Here is a 20,883-nt window from a genome sequence, read left to right as displayed (position 1 = left end):
GCCCATGTTACTTGCGATTGATTGCGGCAACACGAACACCGTGTTTTCTATCTGGGATGGGGAACAATTTTTGGCGACTTGGCGTACGGCCACCGAATGGCAACGCACTGCTGATCAGTATTATGTGTGGCTGACCACTTTGATGACCCATCAAAAGATTGATGTGGAAATCGACGAAGTTATCATTTCTTCAACCGTGCCTCGTGTGGTGTTTAATTTGCGGGTGCTGTGCAATCGGTATTTTGATTGTCGACCGCTGGTCGTGGGTAAACCGGAATGCCTATTGCCTGTCGATGTCCGCGTTGATGAGGGAACAGCTGTGGGGCCTGATCGGCTTGTGAACACTGTTGCAGGGCACGACCTATATGGTGGTGATTTGATCCTTGTTGATTTTGGGACTGCGACCACATTTGATGTCGCTGATTTCGATGGCGCGTATATCGGTGGGGTTATTTCCCCGGGTGTGAACCTTAGCCTCGAGGCGTTGCACCAAGCTGCGGCAGCGCTTCCGCATGTTGATATTACCAAACCAGAAAAGGTGATCGGCACGAATACTGTGGCTTGCATGCAATCCGGTGTGTTCTGGGGTTATGTCGGATTGATTAATGGTGTAACGCAACAAATCAAAGCCGAACACGGCCGCCCAATGAAAGTGATTTCTACAGGCGGTCTTGCGCCGTTGTTCCAACAGGGGCATGCGCTGTTTGACCATTTCGAAGATGACCTGACGATGCACGGGCTGACCGTCATCCATAAATACAATAAGGACCAGGGCACACTATGAGCACTGCGCGATTAATTTACCTGCCACTTGGCGGAGCCGGCGAAATTGGCATGAATGCCTATGTGTATGGCTATGGCCCCAAAGGCAAAGAGCGCCTGATCCTTGTTGATATTGGCGTGACATTCCCTGATATGGATTCAACACCTGGTGTTGATCTGATTTTCCCTGATATGCGTTGGCTTGAGGAAAATGCGGATCGGCTTGAGGCGATCTTTATTACCCATGCTCATGAAGACCACGTTGGTGGGGTTGGGCATTTGTGGAATAAGTTGAAGGCCCCGGTTTATGCGCGGGCCTTCACGGCGTATCACGCACGTCATAAAATGAATGACCACGGTGCACCAGAGGATGAGATCCACACGGTATCTGCTTACCCCGAGGTGGTCAAAGCTGGTCCGTTTGATGTTTCATTCTTGCCGGTCAGCCATTCTATTCCCGAAAGCGGCGGATTGGTGATTGATAGCCCTGCGGGGCGGGTTGTGCACACTGGGGATTTCAAACTGGATGAAACCCCCGTGGTTGGTGAGGCGTTTGATCCCGAACTTTGGGCTAAAATTGCTGAACCGGGTGTCAAAGCCCTGGTTTGCGATTCAACAAACGTGTTTTCTTTAAACGAGGGTCGTTCAGAATCTACCGTTGGCCCTGAGCTAAAAGGGTTGATCCAGGACTCCTCGGGTATGGTCGTGGCAACAACGTTTGCTTCGAACGTTGCGCGCGTACAATCTTTGGCCCAAGCGGGACGCGCTGCGGGTCGTTCTGTGTGTTTGTTAGGGCGCGCGATGCGCCGCATGATCGAGGCATCGGTCAAGGTTGGGATTATTCCCGATTTCCCAACAACCATTTCAGTTGAAGATGCGCGCGAAGTGCCGCGCGAAAACCTCATGCTGATCGTGACAGGGTCGCAAGGCGAACGTCGTGCAGCCTCTGCCCAATTGGCGCGTGGTAAATATCTGGGGCTGAGCATGAAAGAGGGCGATACATTCCTCTTTAGCTCAAAAACTATCCCCGGTAACGAACGCGGTGTGATCAGTATTATTAATGCTTATTCAGAAATGGGCGTTGATGTGGTCGATGATAGTTCAGGTCGCTATCACGTTTCGGGGCATGCAAACCGCCCAGAGTTGGAGCGTGCGCATGATATCTTTAATCCTGAAATGGTGATCCCGATGCACGGTGAACATCGTCATTTGCGTCAGCACGCCAAAGTGGCTGAAGCCAAAGGCCGAGCATCTATCGTGGCGGTAAATGGGACAATGCTTGATCTGACTGGATCAAAGCCAAAGGTTGCGGATTACATTGAAACTGGACGCACCTATTTGGATGGCTCAGTAAAAATTGGTGCGCTAGATGGCGTCGTTCGTGATCGTATTCGTATGGCGTTGAACGGGCATATCGTTGTCACGTTGATTGTTGACGACGAACCTGAGCCGCTTGGCGATCCTTGGGTCGAAATCAAAGGTCTGACAGAGATGGGACGTTCCGGTGCTGCACTGGTCGATGTGCTAGAGGAAGATCTAAGCCAAGTTGTGAATCGCATGAACGCGAAAACTCTACGTGATGATGAAAAATTGGAAGATGCACTGCGCCGCACGGCACGTAAATCGGCAAGCGATGAATTGGGCCGTAAACCCGAAGTCACGGTTATCGTCAGCCGACTATCTTAAGTTTTCTTTATAACAACAAAAAAGCGCGCTGAATTCTCAGCGCGCTTTTTTGTTGTCTTGTAGCTCCAGTTTAGCTGGCGCGACGTTCTTCGAAGCTCATCGCAATGAAGGATGGTAGATGATCACCCATCCCAACAACGACGTTATCACGACGATTGTTGTTCTGTTTGGCATTGCGCTGAGGTTTTGTATCTTCGACCACAGGTGCGGTTTCTGGTTTCACTTCAGTTTCCACAACAGCAGGTGTCGAATCCGCTTTGGCCTCGGGCTTCTTACGGGTACGTGTGCGCTTTGGTTTTTCAGCACTTACGTCTGTCGCAGGCTTTTCAGTCTTTGCTGGCTTTTCCACTTTGATTGGGTTTTCAATACGTGGAATTTCGATTTGAACCAAACGCTCAACATCGGCGAAGTTTTTATCGTCATTTGGTGCGCAGATCATCAAAGCTTTGCCTTTGCGGCCAGCGCGACCCGTACGGCCAATGCGGTGCACGTAATCCTCGGCATTGGATGGCACATCAAAGTTAAACACGTGGGTTACGTTCGGGATATCAAGCCCGCGCGCAGCCACATCAGAGGCGCATAGAAAACGAATAGATCCGTCGCGAAAACCATCCAGCGTTTTCATACGATGAGATTGATCAAGGTCGCCGTGAATAGGGGACGCGTTGTAACCATATTTGTTCAACGATTTTGCGCAAATATCTACATCGGTTTTACGATTGCAGAAGATGATAGCGTTTGAACAACCTTCGCCTTCTTGTTCAATCAATGCACGCAGCAATTTGCGTTTTTCACTAGACGCGCGGTCTTTGCGGCTTGGTTTGAACATGACAACACCCTGCTGGATATTCTCAGAGGTGGTTGCCGCACGTGCGACTTCAATCTTAGCTGGGGCAGAAAGGAACGTGTTGGTGATACGTTCGATTTCCGGCGCCATGGTTGCCGAGAAAAATAAGGTCTGTCGCGTAAATGGGGTGAGTCCAAAAATACGTTCAATATCGGGGATAAAACCCATGTCGAGCATACGGTCTGCTTCGTCAACAACCATAATTTGAACGCCTGTTAGCAACAGTTTGCCACGCTCAAAATGATCCAATAACCGACCAGGTGTAGCAATCAGAACATCAACACCACGATCGATCAGAGCGTCTTGTTCTTTGAAACTTACGCCTCCAATGAGAAGCGCTTTGGTCAGCTTGGTATTTTTGGCATAGACGTCGAAATTTTCAGCGACTTGTGCAGCGAGTTCCCGTGTCGGGCATAAGACAAGCGAACGCGGCATACGAGCACGTGCGCGGCCTTTGCTCAGCATCGTGATCATTGGCAGGGTAAAACTAGCGGTTTTACCTGTACCTGTTTGGGCAATGCCCAAAACATCTTGACCCTCGAGCGCAGGTGGAATTGCACCCGCCTGAATCGGAGTAGGGGATTCGTAGCCAGCCGCTTCGACGGCTTTCAATACTTTTGGATCAAGCTTCAGGTCTGAAAATTTTGTCATGCTTTTCTTTGCTTTACGGGCAATCAGCGCCGTATTAACGAGTTGGGCTCATGCCCCGGCTGCGCCTAGATTAAGGCGCGTGCGCGCGATGGGGTACCCTTACTCAATTCTGAGCCAAAGGTCAATCTAACTTAGAAAACAGCCCTGAATGAGCTGCTTTCCGTATTGTTTCCATTTTGATGATAATTGTTATTCTTGAGTTGTATTGTAGCGTTATGTCATCATTTCTTTTGTGGATGACAGTGTAAGGTCGGAATAGTCGCGCTCAACCCGGTCTATATCCCATTGAAGTCGCGTTAGAAAAACAACGTCGCCATCGTTGTCTGTTGCGATATGTTGTTTATTTGCGTCGGCAAATTTTTCAACCGCAGTTTTGTCTCCGTGCACCCAACGCGCAGAGGTGAACTGTGATGCTTCAAAGCGCACCGGAAGGCCATATTCCATTTCAATGCGACTGGCCAAAACTTCGAATTGAAGGGCACCAACTACACCAACAATAAACCCAGAGCCGATCATAGGCTTAAAGACCTTCGCGGCACCTTCCTCGGCAAATTGCATAAGTGCTTTTTCCAAATGTTTGGCCTTCATCGGATCGCCCGCGCGTACACCCTGCAGCAGTTCCGGGGCAAACGATGGGATGCCTGTAGCGCGAATGGCTTCGCCTTCGGTCAACGTATCACCGATGCGCAATTGGCCATGGTTCGGAATACCAATGATATCACCCGCCCAAGCTTCTTCCGCCAGTTCGCGATCTGAGGCGAGAAAAAGGACCGGGTTAGAAATCGCCATTGGTTTTTTTGTTCGCACGTGTGTCAATTTCATGCCGCGTTTGAAGTGACCCGATGCGAGGCGCACAAATGCAACGCGGTCGCGATGTTTTGGATCCATATTGGCCTGAACTTTGAAGACAAACCCTGCGACCTTTTTTTCCTCCGGGGCAATTGAACGAGGGGAGGCGGCCTGTGGCTGTGGTTCAGGACCGTAACTAGCGATACCTTCCATCAATTCTTTTACACCAAATGAATTGATCGCAGATCCAAACCAAATGGGAGTCATGTGACCTTCGAGAACGGCTTGGGGATCTAGCGTCGGCAACAGTTCTTTTGCCATTTCGATCTCTTCAAGGAATTGTTCCAATAGATGTTCAGGAACATGTTCGGCAAGAGCTGGATCATCAAGCCCTTTTATTTCAATGGTTTCCGCGACTTTATTACGGTCGGCCCGATCCATCAGTTCCAACCGATCGCGTAAAAGATCATAGCAACCCATGAAATCGCGGCCGACGCCAATGGGCCAACTCGCAGGGGTTACGTCAATGGCGAGGTTTTCCTGGATTTCGTCGATGATCTCAAATGTATCGCGGCTTTCGCGGTCCATTTTGTTACAAAACGTTAAGATCGGTAGGTCACGTAGACGGCAGACTTCAAATAGCTTTTGTGTCTGGCTTTCCACACCTTTTGCGCCATCGATTACCATTACTGCCGCGTCAACAGCGGTGAGCGTTCGATAGGTATCCTCAGAGAAATCTGAGTGGCCGGGAGTGTCAACGAGGTTAAAACGAAATTCTTTAAAGTCAAAAGACATGGCAGAGGCGGAAACGGAAATGCCGCGGTCTTTCTCCATTTGCATAAAGTCAGACCGTGTGCGCCGTGCTTCGCCTTTGGCACGCACTTGCCCGGCCATTTGAATCGCACCACCAAACAGCAAAAACTTTTCGGTCAATGTGGTTTTCCCGGCGTCCGGGTGTGAGATAATCGCAAACGTCCGACGACGAGCAATTTCAACAGGGAGTGCGGGGCGATTTGAAGCGGTATCTAACATGCAGTTTCTATAGGTTGGACCAGGTCAAAGAGCAAGAAACGATGGGCAAAATAAAAGCCCCGGATGGGGCTTCTAACAGTTAAAAGGGGAGAGTGAGGTTACCGCGCGCTTGAATTACGCAGCATATCCACTGCATTTGCAGCGGGAAGGATTTTGGTATCGAGCTCAGCCCATGTTGTCGTTGTGCTGCGGGTCCGTTTTGTTTTTGACAGAATTTCGCCGATTTGCTTAGGAACTGCTGCGCGCGTGCGGGTGTCTAACATCATGCTCTCGGTTGCGATACCTTCGGCATAAATGATTTCGTGGGCGTCAAATAGCAGTTGAAAATATTCAACAAAGCCACCTTCCGCACGGTACACGGTCGACCCATTTACGAGATTACGCGCCTGAACAGCAATTTCTGAGCGCCCTGCGCCCAGTGCATCCCCGCGTTGGTAAATAAACAAACGGTGATTTGCGCTGACGGTGAGATCGTTTTCGTTATTGAGCGTTCCTTTTTCAATAACCACTGGGGCAAGATCGCCATGCGCCCGTAGGGTCGTTTGACCAACCCAGCGAATTTTTTGCGGGCCATTATCGCGCGTTAGAACCCGGTCGCCTTCACATAGCTCGTGAACTGGCTTTTGCTCACCATTTGCCATCGTGATGTGTGTATTGCCTGTAAAACTCACGGAAGAAAGTTGCGCAAAACGATCATGTACATCATCCTGGTCAACCCCAACGAGACAATAGTCCGTTTTGACTGTCAAAGGCGCAAGAGGCAACAAGTAGGTTGCTGCGATGGTTTGATCAGCGTGTAGCTCAACCAAAATCACGGTGTTTAATGTGGTGCCGTCTGGCGACATAAACGTTGCTGCGCAGTCCAAGAAAAGCGGAGCACCAGGGCGTCCAACCTCGGATGAGAGAGAAATTTCATAATCGCCAACTGATGTCGTGCGTGAAATACTCAGGTGTTCGCAAGAGGCGTGCTTACGTAATTGGTAAATGTCATCCAACACGAGTTCACTCGCGTCGCCTAAAATGTCGCCTAAATTAGCCCCATCGCTGACAAAAATTGAGTCAGACTTGTAAACCGCAAGGGTTTGGAGCGCCTTTACAGCGTGTGTTGTGTCGCGAACGAAGTGGCAGTTCATCGCATCAGTATCCCCAGTTTGCGCTGACGGATCTTCTGCCTGTGAAATATATTGCCTCAATTTATCTTTTTTACTCATACTAGTTCTCAAAAAACGGATGGTCAAAGCGTTTGACCTAAGCTGATCATTTCTTTGCCGTTTGTTCGTTGTTGGGCGACAATAAGGCGATTTGACGATGTGTGTGTCTCCGTTGTTTCTACAATTGGGTTTAAGAACGTAAAATTTAACAATCATAAATTGTGTCCGTAAAAGATGTTCTATTTTTAAGCGTATTGCTTTTCGAATCGGACGGGTTGGTTCTTAGTGCTGCAAAATATTATGGAGGAAATGCTGTGGATCTGGGAATTAAGGGAAAGCGCGCACTGGTTTGTGCAGCGTCAAAGGGACTTGGTCGAGGATGCGCAGAGGCATTGGCAGAGGCAGGCGTCAACCTCGTTATTAATGCACGTACAGAAGGGCCTTTGATCGAAACAGCAAAAGATCTGTCTGATAAATATGGCGTTACAGTAGAAGCCGTGGCCGCAGACATTACAACGGAAGAGGGACGTAATAGGGTTCTGAAAGTCGCTGGCGAAGTTGATATTCTGGTCAATAATGCCGGTGGCCCGCCGCCGGGTATGTGGACTGACTGGGATCGAGATGATTTTATATCTGCAATTGACGCTAATATGTTGTCACCCATCGCGCTGATCAAAGCTTTGGTTCCCGGAATGATGGATCGTGGCTGGGGGCGTGTGGTTAACATCACAAGCCAATCGGTCAAGGCTCCTATCGCGGTGTTGGGCTTGTCCAATTCCGCACGGGCCGGTCTGACTGGATATGTCGCTGGGACCTCTCGTCAGGTGGCTGGCGCAGGTGTTACCATTAACAATCTACTTCCGGGTATTCACGCAACGGATCGTGCTGTTTCGCTGGATTCGGGCGTTTCTGCTGCGCAAGGCATTTCAATGGAGGATGCGAAAAAGCAGCGCTGTGCCACCATTCCAGCCGGTCGTTATGGAACCGCTGAGGAGTTTGGCGCAACCTGTGCGTTTTTATGCTCGACAAAAGCTGGCTTTATCATTGGGCAAAACATTTTGCTTGATGGTGGCGGCGTAAACGCGACGCTGTAATGGAAGAGCGTTTTAGCCTAAAGGATGCTCTGTTTAATGTTGAAAAGGTTCGGTATTTGTCGGATCTTTTCAAATCTGCATCTCCTGATTTTGATGCAGATGAGTTTTGTGAGCGGGTTATGTCCCGCCTTTTGGAACTTGAGTTAAAAGAACGGATTAATTGGATCGCGACGGTCTTAGAAGACATGTTACCAGACCGGTTCGAAGATGCGGTTACGGTGATTGAACGTGCGTTACCTCCACCACTAGATCCAACTTTAACCGATGATGATTTCGGAGATTTTATCTTCGCCCCGTTAGGGGAATATATCGAGCGGCGAGGTTTGAGCACAAACAAAGGCCGAGCGTTGCAATCGTTGAAAACCGTTACCAAGCGGTTTTCAATGGAGTTCTATATCAGGGCATTTCTTAACACGTGGACCGAAGAAACGCTAAGTGTCATGCAATCGTGGGCGGTTGATGAAAACTATCACGTGAGGCGTTTGGTTTCGGAGGGAACGCGACCAAAGTTACCATGGGCCAGTAAGGTCACATTAACAACGAAACAGACGCTTCCGTTGTTGGATGTTTTACATGCGGATAAAACGCGATATGTGACAAGATCAGTTTCTAACCATCTGAATGATATATCAAAGTTTGACCCTGATTTGGTGGTTTCAACTTTGAAAAAATGGCGCGAGGATGGAAAGCAAACTAAGGCCGAATTGCTTTGGATGACGCGACACGCCTTGCGCACATTGGTTAAACAAGGGCACGCAGGCGCATTGGAATTGCTCGGATATCGGCAAAACCCAGATATCTCGGTAACATCAAAGATTGCACCGAGTGTTGTTATGGGGGAGGCGCTGGGAATTTCAGTTAAAATTGTGGCCCATTCGGATGAACCGTTGTTGGTCGATTATGCGATTGATTTTGTCAAATCTAACGGAACGCGTGCTCCCAAAGTGTTCAAGCTCAAACAGTTGAAACTAAAAAAGGGCGAACAAATTACGCTGACGAAGGCGCATAAATTGAAAGATACGGCGACGACATTTAAACTTTTCCCGGGGACACATCGTTTGATTGTTCAGGTGAATGGCACACAAGTTGAACCGGTTGAATTTGAACTTTGCGCGCGCCCAACATAATCGGAGTGCGGCGTTGGTTCTCTTGCTGTTTTATATGTGCTCTGTTAACTCGCTAAAAAAATCCGAGTGATTTACTGGGACATATGGGGCAATCGTGAAACAGATGATACCGCGCTTAGAGATCAAAAACGTTGTGCGTACCTATGAAGGGCGCCGCGTTGTCGATGATGTTTCGCTTACGGTTATGCCTGGGCAGGTCACATGTTTGCTTGGACCATCTGGATGCGGCAAATCGACGACCCTTCGCATCATTGCAGGTGTCGATATGCAAGACAGCGGAGAGCTGTTTGCAGACGGAGAACTGATTTGTGATACCGTATTTCGTATTCCGCCAGAGGGGCGCTCCATTGGTTTGATGTTTCAGGATTTCGCGCTTTTCCCACATCTGAGTGTGGCGCAAAATGTTGCCTTTGGGCTTTCTGGATCAAAGGCTGATCGCAATGCTCGTGTTGATGAGTTGCTGCAACGTGTCGGCATGGCACATTTCAAAGATAGCTATCCGCATCAGCTTTCTGGTGGGGAACAACAGCGCGTCGCATTGGCGCGGGCCTTGGCCCCCAAACCGTCAATCATGTTGATGGATGAACCGTTTTCGGGACTTGATGATCGTCTTCGGGATGATATCCGCGATGAAACTTTAGCGTTGTTGAAGGAGGAGGGGACTGCGGTTCTTTTGGTAACCCATGAACCCGCTGAAGCAATGCGTATGGCTGATGAAATCGCGCTTATGCGGGATGGTGAAATCGTGCAGCAGGGCGCGCCTTATAACATCTTTAACGCACCGAAAGATCGCGCTGCGGCTGCGTTTTTCTCAGACGTTAATGTGTTAAAGGCAACCGTGACAGGCGCACTGACGGAAACACCATTTGGTCAATTCTTGGTTCCGGGTGTTGCTGATGGAACCGAAGTTGAAATCGTCGTAAGGCCGCAGCATATTAAAATCGACTTTGATCGAGCGGGGCGTGGCCCAACTCCGACAGAAACAGATGGGGTCGCCGCAGCAGCAATTGTTGAACGTGCGCGTTTTTTGGGCAGTGAAAGCCTCGTTGAATTTAAAACAGAGCAAGATGGTGTTAGGATGAAAGCGACAGTGCCTGCTGTTTTCTTACCAAAGCCCGGGACACGGCTATGGCTTACTGCACCGCGTGCTAAGTGCTTTGTTTTCCCGGTTGAGTAGTTTTTGCCTGCTTCTCAAATAAATTCACTGGTTCAAAGTCATGCTTTGACGTGAAAATTTGCAGATGTGACCAATTGGGGCTTTGAACTTTGTGATCTAATCAATACATATGTTCTGAAACATTAACGGATGCCCGTAATTGTATCCGGTTGGGAGATAAAAAATGCTGAATAATATTGGCCCATGGGGCTTTTTGCTAATCGCTATCGTTGTGCTGGTTCTATTTGGACGTGGAAAAGTGTCAAACTTGATGGGCGAAGTTGGCAAAGGTATCAGTTCCTTTAAACGTGGTGTGAGTGAAGGCCAGAAAGAGCTGGACGAAGCTGCATCTGAAGCTGCGGTTGATGTGACACCTGAAAAAGAAAAAGATCAGGCGTAAGCTTGGCCGTAGGTTCATAGAATGTTTGACATTGGCGGTTTAGAGCTTCTTGTTATTGGCGTTGTTGCGCTGATTGTCGTAGGTCCAAAAGACCTGCCGGGCATGTTTCGTACGGTTGGCCGCATGACAGGCAAAGCCAAAGCGATGGCTCGTGATTTTCAACGTGCCATGAGCGATGCCGCTGATGATACTGGCATGAAAGATATGAACACGGATTTACGCAAAATCATGAACCCAAAATCTATGGGAATTGATGCTGTAAAAGACGCGACAAAAGATTGGGTTGCCCCACATCTGAAAGAGTCCCCAAATGCAGCCCCGGGGACTGAGACTGCAAAACTCGCTGAAGAGCGTAGAATTGCGGCAGAGAAAATTCGCCAGCGTACAGCAGAAGCTGCGCTTGCGCGTCAAACTGCGGCGGCCGAAGCCCAAGAAAATGCGGATTCTGAAGCCGCTACGCAAACAGCAGAAACGACCCCAGCTGAGGTTGCACCCGCAGATACGACTTCCCCCTCTACCGAAGAAAAGAGCGTATGACCGACACGTTAAAGGACAGCGCAGCGCCGCTAATTGAACACCTAACGGAATTGCGCACTCGGATCATGAAAGCGCTGTTGGCGTTTGTTGTGGCGATGATGCTTTGCTTTACAGTTTGGGAACCAATTTTCAATTTTCTCACCGAACCTTTGTGCGCTGTGCAAACCGAACGTGGGGATGATTGCGCGTTGATTTTCATCAAGGCGCAAGAAGGTTTCTTTGTTGCGATCAAAATCGCAATGCTGGGCGGTTTTGCTGTATCTTTCCCGTTTATCGGTTGGCAGCTTTGGCGGTTCGTTGCACCGGGGCTTTATAAAACAGAAAAAAATGCGTTTTTGCCTTTCTTGGTCGCATCACCGTTTATGTTTTTTCTGGGCGCGGCATTTGCCTTTTACGTTGTGACACCACTGGCCTTTGACTTCTTCTTGGGGTTCCAACAATTCGGGGCAGAAGGTGATCTGGCGGATTCTGCAGCAAGCGGGGCACCTAGTGTTGTCTTCCAAGGCTCCGCTGAAGAATATCTAGGCCTAACGGTGAAATTCATCGTGGCATTTGGTCTTTGCTTCCAGCTTCCGGTTCTACTGACATTGATGGGCAAAGCCGGGCTCGTAAGCGCGCAAGGATTGGGTGAAGTTCGTAAGTATGCCGTGGTCGGGATTTTGGTTCTAGCGGCGTTGGTGACCCCCCCTGATGTGATCACGCAGGTGATCTTGTTTGTGGTGGTCTATGGCCTTTATGAAATCTCAATTCTACTCGTTGGCCGTGTTGAAAAGAAACGCGAAGAAAAACTACGGGCCGAAGGCTTGTGGGACGAAGACGATCTAGATGATGATGAGCCCAAAGCATGAGCAAATCTGCGCTGAAACGTATCGCAGCCGCGCTGGAGCGCATGAGTCCACCGGCCGGTGATACGCCTGATTTAGATACCGCAGATGCCTTCGTATGGCATGTGGAGCCAGATCGGCTGGCTCCGGTGATGCAGGTTAATCGAATTGCGATTGATCTGCTGGTGGGGATACGTCGCTCACGCGATACTTTGCTTGAAAACACGCTGCAGTTTGCCCGTGGGCTCCCTGCAAATAACGCTCTTTTGTGGGGTGCGCGTGGTATGGGGAAGTCTTCGCTTGTCAAAGCTGTGCACGCCGAAGTTTTACGGCAAGGTCATAGCCTGAAGATCGTAGAAGTTCAGCGCGAAGATTTACCGTCAATAGCCCGGCTACTAGGTATTTTGCGTGATTCTGATCATCGGTTTTTACTGTATTGTGACGATCTTTCCTTTAGCCATGACGACCAACATTACAAATCACTCAAAGCTGTGTTGGATGGCGGAATCGAAGGGCGCCCAGAAAACGTTGTGTTCTATGCGACGTCCAACCGCCGGCATTTGATGCCGCGTGACATGATCGAAAATGAACGTGGTTCTGCCATCAGCCCCTCAGAGGCTACAGAAGAAAAAGTGTCTTTATCCGACCGCTTTGGACTTTGGCTAGGTTTCCATCCGTGTGATCAAGATGAATATCTTTCTATGATACGCGGATATTGCGATACTTATGGCGTCGTTATTTCAGACGACGATTTGCGGGCCGAAGCCATCGAATGGCAAGCCACCCGTGGTAGCCGATCAGGGCGCGTTGCATGGCAATATTTTATCGATCTAGCTGGTCGTAAAGGTATCCAAGTTTCTTAAATGAAAAAGGGCCTACGCATTTCTGCATAGGCCCTTTTTCATAACCATACTTTGAGATCAGTTTAAGAAGTCCATAGGATCGACGCTGTCAAATCCTCGGCGTACCTCAAAGCGGATAAATGCAGGCGAACCAGCTCGAACAGTTGCGATTTGTTGGCCGCGCGAAACGCTATCACCGCGCGCGACTGAGATGTCGTCGATGTTCGCATAAACGGTCAGAAGTCCACCACTGTGGCGTAGAACCAGTACGGGCACGTCGTCCGTGTTTGAGGTAATCGCGGCCACTGTACCGCCATCTGCAGCGACGACCGATGACCCCGCAGACGCCGCGATATCAATCCCACCGTTTGATCCGCTTTCAAACGGTCGAATGATGTTGCCATCCACAGGGAAGGCAAACTGTGCACTGCTGCTGCGCGTCTCTGACAGGTTTGGCGATTCTGGTGCGGCTTCTTCAACCTCAGTGGCGGTTGGAATAGTTTCGTCTGGTAATGGCGTTACAGCGCTTGGCGGCGTTGGGGTTGGCGTGCCTTCGCCGGGTACAGTTACCGAGGCTGCTGGGGGCTGTGTTGTGTCGCTTTGAACAACCGGAATCAATAATGTTTGCCCTTCACGGATCGCAAAGCTGGATGAAAGCCCATTCCACTCGGCAAGGGCATTCACCGAAACATTATACAACCGCGCGACGGAGTAGGCGGTTTCGCCACGTTCGACCCGGTGGCGGATTGGCTCTAGCCCGGTTTGTCTAGGCTCATCTGAAACATCAGAGCTTGGCGCGCGATCAATTGCAGAACTTGCAAGTGATTCAACATCAATAGTGCCTGGAGGCAAAATTGGGCCCGCTGTTTCGGAACCTGTCGCTGCTGATGGCTCCGCTACACGACGTGGAAGCAACACAATCGCATCGTTGTTCAGGGTGGCATTTGCATCCAGGCCGTTGTGACGTGCAATTTCGTCTACGGGCAATCCAACGCGGTTGGCGACGTCCGTAACAGTGTCGCCCCGACGCGCAACGGCAACCTGATAATTCGGATAGGAAATTACGCCGCGATTGTCTGGTTCTGGTCGCGGAGCTGTGTCTTGGCGCACAGCAGACGAATTGGTATTTCCACGACCAAAATTGTCACGCAGATCAAAATCAAAATCGCCACTACAGGCCGATAGGGCCACGAGCGAAACACTTGCCAAAAACAAGCGTGGGGTCAAACGGGGGGCTGTTGGTGTGTATGCCAATGCTCTATCCTCAAGTCAGGGCCGATTGATGGCCTTCTCATTTGGTAAATATACTATTCTTTTCCCAAACCTTCCAGCAGCGGAACAAAACGCACTGGGCGCATCTCTTCGTAATCGAAGCCGTCTGGGGTTTTCGTGACCTTAATCAGGGTTTGGATCGTGTCAGATTGCCCAACGGGGACCACCATCACCCCACCTTCGCGCAACTGTGCCATCAGCGGCCCGGGCGGGTCCTCGGCGGCGGCAGTGACAAGAATGCGATCAAAAGGCGCTTGCTCTGGCAAACCCCGAGATCCATCTGCTGTGATTGCTGTGACGTTGGTCAGATCAAGTGCTGTGAAGATTTCCATCGCGTCTTGAATAAGGCGGCGGTGGCGTTCAACAGTATAAACGCGGCGGGCCAGTTGGCTGAGAACGGCGGCCTGGTACCCGGAACCTGTACCAACTTCTAAAACCTTATCTCTGGGTGAGACATTCAAGGCTTGGGTCATTAAGCCAACGACAGAAGGTTGGCTGATGGTTTGCCCGCAAGAAATCGGAAGCGGCATATCCTCATACGCGCGTTCGGCAAACAACCCTTTTACAAAGGCCCCACGGTCGATCTTTTCCATGGCACCCAGCACGCGGGCATCGGTCACGCCTTTTGAGCGCAAAGCAAAAAGGAACTGCATTTTGCGCTCAGCGTCAATCATGATTCAACGTGACTTTTCAAGGTGCTAAGAAGATCATGTGCCGTCAAATCAGCGCGCATCGGGGTCACGGAAATATAGCCATCTACGTTGGCCCAAGCATCCGTTCCCTCAGCCGTTGGCATATGTTGGGGTCCGCCTTTGATCCATAAGAATTTGCGCCCAGATGGCGAATGATGTGGCTCCGCCGAAAACTTTACATCGTGGCGGAAGCCTTGGGCGACAACTTTGACACCCTTCACATCTGAAGCAACAACTGGGGGGAAGTTCACGTTGTAAAACAGGCGGTAGTCTTCGCGCTCCGGCAAATCAGAACTTAGGATAGATCGAACAACTTTTGCCCCATGCACCGCAGCGGCCTCAAACGGATTTTCTGTATCGCGATTGTCTGGGCCGTAAAATTGCGACAAAGCAATCGCTGGAATGCCCTGAAGCGCGGCTTCCATTGCGGCGCCGATCGTTCCCGAATACAGTGTGTTTTCAGCGGAGTTATTGCCACGATTTACACCTGAAAGGACAAGGTCAGGGCGGTTATCGGCCATGACGTCATAGAGGCCAGCAATCACACAATCCGCTGGTGAGCCTTCGGCGGCATATCGCCGATCTGATAGCTTTGCGATCATCGTCGGGTGCGTATAGCTAATGCAGTGACCAACCCCCGATTGTTCAAAGGCTGGCGCAACGGTCCAAACTTCGCCATCAGGTCCGGCTATTTCTTCTGCAATGGCTTTGATGATTTCCAGACCGGGTGCATTAATGCCGTCGTCGTTCGTGATAAGAATACGCATGTGACCTGCTTTTTTACTATGACCTTAAGGTTCAATAGCGTTCAGGGGCGCATGTGTAAATCAGAACGCGCCTCGCCCCCGTGTGAATTTTCTAAATGTGCAAAGATGCGGTGTAAATCGCTGCATCGGTGGTAAAAGTCGATACTTTAGTATCCGCTTTGTTCTTGCTGCCAAGGTTTCGCAAGGTCGCTGAAGAGAGTAAATTCGCCTTCAAAGGCCAAATCGATGCTTCCAATTGGGCCGTGGCGTTGTTTGCCAAAAATGACTTCGGCTTTACCATGGAGCTGCTCCATCTCTTCCTGCCAAGCCGCCATTTTATCCAGCTCGTGATCAGCTGGTTGCTCGCGTTCCTTGTAATATTCGCCGCGGTACACAAACATCACGACATCGGCATCTTGCTCGATTGAGCCTGATTCCCGGAGATCAGACAGCTGCGGGCGTTTGTCGTCGCGATTTTCAACCTGACGCGAGAGCTGTGATAGCGCGATTACCGGAATGTTTAATTCCTTTGCGATCGCCTTCATGCCCATTGTGACCTCTGAAATTTCGTTCACGCGATTGTCGCCGGCTTTGGTGCCGCGGCACAGTTGCAAATAGTCGATCACCAAAAGGTCAAGCCCGTGGGTCCGCTTCAGGCGGCGCGCACGGGCTGCCAGCTGAGAAATCGGCAGGGCAGGCGTGTCATCAATGAACAAGGGACAGGCTTCGAGCGACTTCGCTGCATCCACAAAACGTCGGAATTCTTCTTCGTTCATATCGCCACGACGGATTTGGTGGGATGGCACGCGCGAAGCCTCAGACAAAATCCGGGAAGCCAACTGGTCTGCAGACATTTCGAGTGAATAAAACCCCACGACACCGCCGTTAATTGCGCCTTCAGTGCCGTCATGACGGATGCCCTTTTTATAGGCTTTAGCGACGTTAAACGCGATATTAGTGGCGAGCGATGTTTTCCCCATTGAAGGACGACCAGCAAGGATCAAAAGGTCGGATTTATGAAGGCCGCCCAACATTTTATCCATATCGGCAAGCCCCGTTGATACACCAGCAAGCCCGCCGTCACGTTGATAGGCCGCGTTGGCAACGTTCACTGCTTCGGTAACCGCTGATAGGAACGATTGAAAACCGCTGTCGGCTTGGCCTTGCTCGCCTAGGGCGTACAGCGCCTGTTCTGCCTCAACGATCTGTTCTTTGGGCTCTGATAAAACTTCTACACTCGTGGCTTTATCCGCGATGTCGCGCCCCAAACCAATCAGTTCTCGCCGGATTGCCAGATCATAAATCAATTGGGCGTAGTCGCGCGCAGCGAAAGATGAAATGGACGCCCCTGCCAATTTGACCAAATAAGACGGACCACCGAGCTCCTGAAGACCCGGATCGTCTTCCAAAAACGCCTTAAGGGTTACGGGGGATGCAATGGTGTTTTTACGAATACGCGCTTCGGCGGTTTCATAAATTTTACTGTGAACCGGATCAAAGAAATGGCCCGCGTTGATGATCGACGCCACACGGTCATAAATATCGTTATTGGTTAGGATCGCACCCAGCAATTGCTGTTCGGCCTCAATGTTGTGAGGCATGGTATCTTGCATACCTTCAGCGGCGGGCAGCGTGTTTCCGATTGGTGCGATCTCGTTCATTTTATCCCTCAGTCTTTAGGACGTAACCTTTGCCATAAAGCAGTGCGGTGGCGCAAACTGTATAACTCTGTGGATAAGTCCGATTGGGGTTGTGATACCCCTTATATAGCAGACCCCCCGCGTTTTGGTCCAGATATTGTGGAAACGCGGGGCGCAATAGGCGTAATTTTTCTAAAAGGGTTTAACCTTTTTGGCGGGCCTCTTGCCATTCACGCGGGGCATTTAGGAATTTTTCAACCTCATCCATGGTCGCCGTGTCAAAGCTATTGCTACGACGTGCTTCTGCCAAAACATCCCACCAAGTGCAGAGGTACGACAGGCCAACTCCATGATCGCCAAGTGTTTTTTCTGTTTCGGGGAAAATACCGTAATAGAAAATCACAGCGGTACGGTCACAGGTTGCACCAGTGTCTCGGATCGCATCCACAAACGACAGCTTTGAACCGCCATCGGTTGTCAGGTCTTCGACCAGAAGCACACGTTCGCCTTCGGTCATTGCGCCTTCTATACGGGCGTTGCGACCGTAACCTTTGGGTTTTTTGCGCACGTAGGTCATGGGCAATGCCATGCGTTCCGCCACCAATGCCGCAAAGGGAATGCCTGCTGTTTCACCACCTGCGATATTGTCAAAGGCTTCAAGCCCTGCGTCACGCATAACTGTGCAGGTCAGGAAATCCATCAATGTTGAACGAATGCGTGGGTAGCTGATCAACTTACGGCAATCGATATACGTCGGAGAAGGGAGACCCGACGCAAGCGTAAATGGTTCAGTTGCGTTGAAATGTACTGCTTTGATATCGAGCAACATTTTAGCTGTCAGTTGCGCGATGGTTTTTTGATCTGGATAGCTGGTAGGGATCATGGCAGGTCTTTCAGAGGTGGAACTTGGGGCGAACCCCGTTGCAAAGAGGGGGCGAAATTAGGTTTCAACATGCCAATGCAGAGGAAAACCAGGATCAAAAACAGTAACTGGACCTTCGCCAGTTATAATTTTTTCAGGGTATGCTACGGGGTCACCCTTTTTCAGGGTCATCGTGCCTGTGTTTGCGGGAAGGCCGTAGTAGGCAGGGCCGTTCAACGAGCAAAACGCTTCGAGGCGATCAAGCGCATTTTCTTCTTCAAAGACATGCGCAAGAATGGACATTGTATTGGTGGCCGTAAAGCACCCAGCACAGCCGCATGCGCTTTCTTTATTTGGGTCAGTGTGTGGCGCACTGTCTGTTCCGAGGAAAAAGCGAGCGTCACCCGATGTAGCTGCAGCGCGTAGGGCAAGACGGTGTTCTTCGCGTTTGGCAACCGGCAGGCAGTAGTAATGTGGTTTGATGCCGCCGACCAAAATATGATTGCGATTGATCACCAAGTGGTGGGTGGTGATGGTCGCGCCCAAATCTTTGTCATTTGCTTTGACATATTCGACACCATCTGACGTCGTAATATGTTCCATGATCACCCGTAGGCCCGGCGTTGCACGCCGTACAGGATCAAGAATGCGGTCGATAAAGACGGCTTCGCGGTCAAAGATATCGACGGCTGGGTCAGTGACTTCGCCGTGGACACAAAGTGGCAAACTAATCTCAGCCATTTTTTCCAAGACACCGCGTACATTGTCAAAATTTTGCACGCCCGATGCTGAATTCGTCGTCGCGCCAGCGGGATAGAGCTTCACCGCATGAATAAGCCCATTTGCATGTGCTTGGGCTACATCTGCTGGGTTGGTATCTTCGGTTAGATACAATGTCATTAGCGGTTTGAAACCCGAGCCTTCTGGCAATGCAGCCATAATCCGATCACGGTAAGCTGCAGCATCTGAAGAGCGAACAGCCGGCGGAACCAGATTGGGCATAATGATTGCGCGGTCAAAATGACGGGTGGTTTCGGGCAACACAGCGGCCAGCATCTGGCCATCGCGCAGATGAAGGTGCCAGTCGTCAGGGCGGCGGAGAGTCAATGTATGCGTCATAGTTTGGCCCTAACATAAAACTCAACATGAGAGCCATGGGGTTTTTACCCGAAACCGTAGGAATTTGGCATTGTCTCAGATCAGGAGGTGTACGACCCAGATCCATAATGGATGGCTATGTGCCAGACGCAACACGGGAATGCAGAGCTGTCTGTTGTCCCAGTGTTTTAAAGGTTTATGTTTGCCTCAACAGACGCGAACAGACTTAGATTGGATATGACCATGGCACTTGCAGCAACAACTCAAACAGCTCCAAAGAACATTTTTCGCCGCATCGGATCCTTCTTTAACATGATCGCCGTGGCGACTATGGAAAACAATGATCGCATGCGTGCTATTCGCCACCTTCAGGCGAAATCAGATCAAGAACTTGCTGATATTGGAATGAAGCGCGAAGACATCGTGCGTCACGTGTTTTCCAGCCTTTACTATTCATAATTTTTCTAACACCAAAGGAACGCTCCCTCGGAATGAGGTGCAGGCTGCGCAGTGATGCGCGGCCTTTTTTATGCGGTTTCGACTGCGCCAATGATTTCTTCTAGATCTCTTAGTGTTTTGGCAAAATGTGGTGCGCGGCGTCGATTTGTGACGCTCCGGCAAACCATAGCAGCCAATTTGGGGCGCTCAGTTTCTAAGGCTGCTGACAACATCGTGCGTTCATAAGAAAACAAGTTTCGTCTGTTGCGGTATGCAGACCAAAATTCCTGCGTTGCCATGTTGCTATCACATGCGGCGCGAACGACATGCTCAATAATGCCGACTTTATTCAATGCATGTTCAAGACGTGGGCCCATTCTGCGGCAAGGAAGAGTTGTCACATTGGCACTTGTAAACAATGCCGCGTGCATCGCATTCAACGTTTCAGCGGGATCAAACATGATATAAACGTCTGACGCCGCCTCAAGCATGTCAGGTGCGTAGCCGTATCTATCTGTGAATGAAGTGCGCCGCATGTGTTTATGGCGCGTATCCCAACCTGCAATACTCGGATCAAGCGTGGCGACGGGATCTACGGCGATAACCGTTGCGCCGGGGGCGACGACAGAAAACGCAGCTGCAGCATAGCCGCACATACCAACGCCATAGAATACCACCTTGTCAAAGTCGTCGAAAAATCCGTCGTCCACGAGGCGATCAAAATATCCAAATACGTATTTGTCTCGAAACCAGCTTTCTGAATCGGCCAGTATGCATAGGTGGGAATGCGTTGTGCCTTCGGTCCATTGGAAGCCGACGGGTAATTGATCTTCTGTGTCACTACGAATAGAGTTTCGTGTTTCGAATGTCACCAGTAACACCGGATCACGATCCGTAAAAATGGCAGAGTGATTGGGACCAATCGGTTCAAAATGCCCGCGTTCTTCGCCGATGTCATCCAACGCCAGAAGCCAGTCTTCGTCAGATAGGCCTTTTAGGGAAACTGGAGCGGTTTCATCAGTCATGTTGTGCGGTCCTTCGTAATAAATATGTTCACTATATCTGAGCGTGATCTGGCGGTCCATTGGGGCAGAATTAAGATGCATATGTGGGAAAATTGTAAATATAGCACCATGAGGAAACAGTGCGTGTGAGTACGGTAAACTGTTTTCAAATTTTGAACCAAAGGTTAATGAATTGATAACTTTGACGCAGATCTGAGCCAGATCAACCAACG

General features: G+C 50.1%; 20 protein-coding genes. 10 read left to right on the top strand and 10 right to left on the bottom strand.

Annotation, left to right across the window (positions count from 1 at the left end; genetic code table 11):
- The first annotated feature begins 4 nt into the window (after positions 1-4).
- Complete coding sequence (locus G9C99_RS02645; RefSeq protein WP_166415890.1) at positions 5-784, top strand: type III pantothenate kinase; 780 nt, start codon at positions 5-7, stop codon at positions 782-784.
- Positions 781-2,448 (top strand): ribonuclease J, encoded by a 1,668-nt coding sequence (locus G9C99_RS02640; protein WP_166415889.1) that lies wholly within the window; start codon positions 781-783, stop codon positions 2,446-2,448. Before G9C99_RS02645 ends, G9C99_RS02640 begins: the two co-directional genes overlap by 4 nt.
- Positions 2,449-2,518: 70 nt before the next feature.
- Here the strand turns inward: G9C99_RS02640 and G9C99_RS02635 are convergent, their stop codons facing one another.
- The 3 genes from G9C99_RS02635 to G9C99_RS02625 all read right to left on the bottom strand — a co-directional run bounded on the left by G9C99_RS02635 (position 2,519) and on the right by G9C99_RS02625 (position 6,978).
- Complete coding sequence (locus tag G9C99_RS02635; protein WP_166415888.1) at positions 2,519-3,946, bottom strand: DEAD/DEAH box helicase; 1,428 nt, start codon at positions 3,944-3,946, stop codon at positions 2,519-2,521.
- A 213-nt stretch (positions 3,947-4,159) separates the two neighbouring features.
- Entirely contained in the window at positions 4,160-5,767 is a 1,608-nt protein-coding gene (locus tag G9C99_RS02630; RefSeq protein ID WP_166415887.1) for a peptide chain release factor 3, read from the bottom strand.
- Between the two features lie 98 nt (positions 5,768-5,865).
- On the bottom strand, positions 5,866-6,978 hold the full coding sequence (locus G9C99_RS02625; protein ID WP_166415886.1) for a Hint domain-containing protein: 1,113 nt from the start codon (positions 6,976-6,978) through the stop codon (positions 5,866-5,868).
- A gap of 254 nt (positions 6,979-7,232) precedes the next feature.
- Between G9C99_RS02625 and G9C99_RS02620 the strand changes: the two genes are divergently transcribed.
- The 7 genes from G9C99_RS02620 to G9C99_RS02590 all read left to right on the top strand — a co-directional run bounded on the left by G9C99_RS02620 (position 7,233) and on the right by G9C99_RS02590 (position 12,919).
- Entirely contained in the window at positions 7,233-8,012 is a 780-nt protein-coding gene (locus G9C99_RS02620; RefSeq protein ID WP_166415885.1) for an SDR family oxidoreductase, read from the top strand.
- A complete protein-coding gene (locus G9C99_RS02615) occupies positions 8,012-9,139 on the top strand; it encodes a DNA alkylation repair protein (protein WP_166415884.1) in 1,128 nt (375 codons plus the stop codon). The genes G9C99_RS02620 and G9C99_RS02615 overlap by 1 nt, the downstream gene beginning before the upstream one ends.
- Positions 9,140-9,242: 103 nt before the next feature.
- A complete protein-coding gene (locus tag G9C99_RS02610; RefSeq protein ID WP_166416290.1) occupies positions 9,243-10,316 on the top strand; it encodes an ABC transporter ATP-binding protein in 1,074 nt (357 codons plus the stop codon).
- Positions 10,317-10,479: 163 nt separating this feature from the next.
- Positions 10,480-10,695, top strand: a complete 216-nt coding sequence (locus G9C99_RS02605; protein WP_166415883.1) for a twin-arginine translocase TatA/TatE family subunit — start codon at positions 10,480-10,482, stop codon at positions 10,693-10,695.
- 21 nt (positions 10,696-10,716) lie between these two features.
- A complete protein-coding gene (tatB, locus tag G9C99_RS02600; RefSeq protein WP_166415882.1) occupies positions 10,717-11,232 on the top strand; it encodes a Sec-independent protein translocase protein TatB in 516 nt (171 codons plus the stop codon).
- Positions 11,229-12,080, top strand: a complete 852-nt coding sequence (tatC, locus tag G9C99_RS02595) for a twin-arginine translocase subunit TatC (RefSeq protein WP_166415881.1) — start codon at positions 11,229-11,231, stop codon at positions 12,078-12,080. Before tatB ends, tatC begins: the two co-directional genes overlap by 4 nt.
- The gene (locus G9C99_RS02590) at positions 12,077-12,919 is read left to right on the top strand and encodes an ATP-binding protein (protein WP_166415880.1); all 843 of its coding nucleotides are present in this window, start codon (positions 12,077-12,079) and stop codon (positions 12,917-12,919) included. Before tatC ends, G9C99_RS02590 begins: the two co-directional genes overlap by 4 nt.
- Positions 12,920-12,976: 57 nt before the next feature.
- Here the strand turns inward: G9C99_RS02590 and G9C99_RS02585 are convergent, their stop codons facing one another.
- The 6 genes from G9C99_RS02585 to pyrC form a co-directional block, all read right to left on the bottom strand.
- Positions 12,977-14,152 carry a LysM peptidoglycan-binding domain-containing protein gene (locus G9C99_RS02585; protein ID WP_231703948.1) on the bottom strand — a complete coding sequence of 392 codons (1,176 nt, stop codon included), beginning with the start codon at positions 14,150-14,152 and terminating at the stop codon, positions 12,977-12,979.
- Between the two features lie 53 nt (positions 14,153-14,205).
- Positions 14,206-14,844: a protein-L-isoaspartate(D-aspartate) O-methyltransferase gene (locus tag G9C99_RS02580; protein ID WP_166415879.1), complete on the bottom strand. Its 639-nt coding sequence runs from the start codon at positions 14,842-14,844 to the stop codon at positions 14,206-14,208.
- Positions 14,841-15,629, bottom strand: coding sequence for a 5'/3'-nucleotidase SurE (surE, locus tag G9C99_RS02575; protein WP_166415878.1), 789 nt, complete (start codon positions 15,627-15,629; stop codon positions 14,841-14,843). Before surE ends, G9C99_RS02580 begins: the two co-directional genes overlap by 4 nt.
- Positions 15,630-15,775: 146 nt before the next feature.
- Complete coding sequence (locus G9C99_RS02570; RefSeq protein ID WP_166415877.1) at positions 15,776-17,269, bottom strand: replicative DNA helicase; 1,494 nt, start codon at positions 17,267-17,269, stop codon at positions 15,776-15,778.
- Positions 17,270-17,450: 181 nt separating this feature from the next.
- Positions 17,451-18,131, bottom strand: a complete 681-nt coding sequence (locus G9C99_RS02565) for an orotate phosphoribosyltransferase (protein ID WP_166415876.1) — start codon at positions 18,129-18,131, stop codon at positions 17,451-17,453.
- A 57-nt stretch (positions 18,132-18,188) separates the two neighbouring features.
- The gene (gene pyrC / locus G9C99_RS02560) at positions 18,189-19,229 is read right to left on the bottom strand and encodes a dihydroorotase (RefSeq protein ID WP_166415875.1); all 1,041 of its coding nucleotides are present in this window, start codon (positions 19,227-19,229) and stop codon (positions 18,189-18,191) included.
- A 222-nt stretch (positions 19,230-19,451) separates the two neighbouring features.
- On the opposite strand from pyrC, the gene G9C99_RS02555 reads away from it, so the two are divergent.
- Positions 19,452-19,667 carry a DUF1127 domain-containing protein gene (locus tag G9C99_RS02555; RefSeq protein ID WP_231703947.1) on the top strand — a complete coding sequence of 72 codons (216 nt, stop codon included), beginning with the start codon at positions 19,452-19,454 and terminating at the stop codon, positions 19,665-19,667.
- A 68-nt stretch (positions 19,668-19,735) separates the two neighbouring features.
- On the opposite strand, the gene G9C99_RS02550 is transcribed toward G9C99_RS02555, so the two are convergent.
- Positions 19,736-20,671, bottom strand: coding sequence for a phosphoadenosine phosphosulfate reductase (locus G9C99_RS02550; protein WP_166415873.1), 936 nt, complete (start codon positions 20,669-20,671; stop codon positions 19,736-19,738).
- Between the last annotated feature and the right edge of the window lie 212 nt (positions 20,672-20,883).

The sequence above is a fragment of the Cochlodiniinecator piscidefendens genome, assembly GCF_011326755.1.
GTDB lineage: Bacteria > Pseudomonadota > Alphaproteobacteria > Rhodobacterales > Rhodobacteraceae > Cochlodiniinecator > Cochlodiniinecator piscidefendens.
Note: the sequence above shows the minus strand (reverse complement) of the source record. Positions and strands in the feature narration are given on the sequence as shown.